2 protein-coding genes are annotated in these 766 nt (G+C 37.3%); both read right to left on the reverse strand.

Annotated features, from left to right (window positions below; all coding sequences use genetic code 11):
- Positions 1-244, reverse strand: a 244-nt coding sequence (gene gpG, locus ACTNBA_RS19075; protein WP_441075824.1) for a phage tail assembly chaperone G, incomplete at its 3' end; no start/stop codon positions are given.
- A 55-nt stretch (positions 245-299) separates the two neighbouring features.
- The coding region (locus ACTNBA_RS19080) for an Ig-like domain-containing protein (RefSeq protein WP_441075825.1) at positions 300-766 on the reverse strand (467 nt) is incomplete at its 5' end.

The raw sequence follows: 766 nt of genomic DNA on the forward strand, positions 1-766 counted from the left end.
CATCCATACCGTTAAGAATTGCTTCTTTAGTAAGTTCTTTTTCATCGAATAAATCGGCGACGAATTGAATTTGCATTTCTAAATACTCGTCAGCTGTTGGTTCTAATCCTTCGCTTGTTTTTTCTTCTCTAAGTGAATTTTCTTTTTTTATATAGTCTGTACGCTTAGAAAACGGCACAAAGTCCTGTGTAAAAGTTTTTTCTTCGCCATCAATGCGTAAAGTTAGTTCAATTTTGCGTTCCATTTTTTAACCTCCAAAAAAAGAACGGCTAACTAAAGCCGTCCTTAATCAATAATTTTTATTCTGCTGCTGATACTGTCAAAGTACATTCTGCTGTAAAATTACCGTCTTCAGTTGTACCAACAAGTTTTGTAACACCTTCCGATACGGCTGTTACTTTTCCTTGCACTGGCGTTACCGTTCCAATCGCTGCATCTTCAGAATTGAATCTATACGCTTTGTTTGTTGCGTTTTCTGGCATGATTGTAGGTGTTAACGTTGCTGTTTCACCAACTTTTAAAGCTAATTCAGTCTTATCCAAGGTAATTCCAGTAACTGCGATAGGTAGTGTTTTAAATGCTGGTACATCAACATGATCAGATTCTTTTTCTACACCGTCAACGGTGGCAACACCTGTGACAGTAAAGTCACCTGCTAAAACATCCGCATTTGCGGCAATTCCTGTAATAGCTAGAGGCGAAACACCTTCTGTAACAGGATTAGTTTCACCTTTTTTGTAAAGTCTAAATTTTTCTGGTGGAATAA

This window comes from Clostridium sulfidigenes (assembly GCF_052067195.1).
Lineage (GTDB): Bacteria > Bacillota > Clostridia > Clostridiales > Clostridiaceae > Clostridium_J > Clostridium_J sulfidigenes.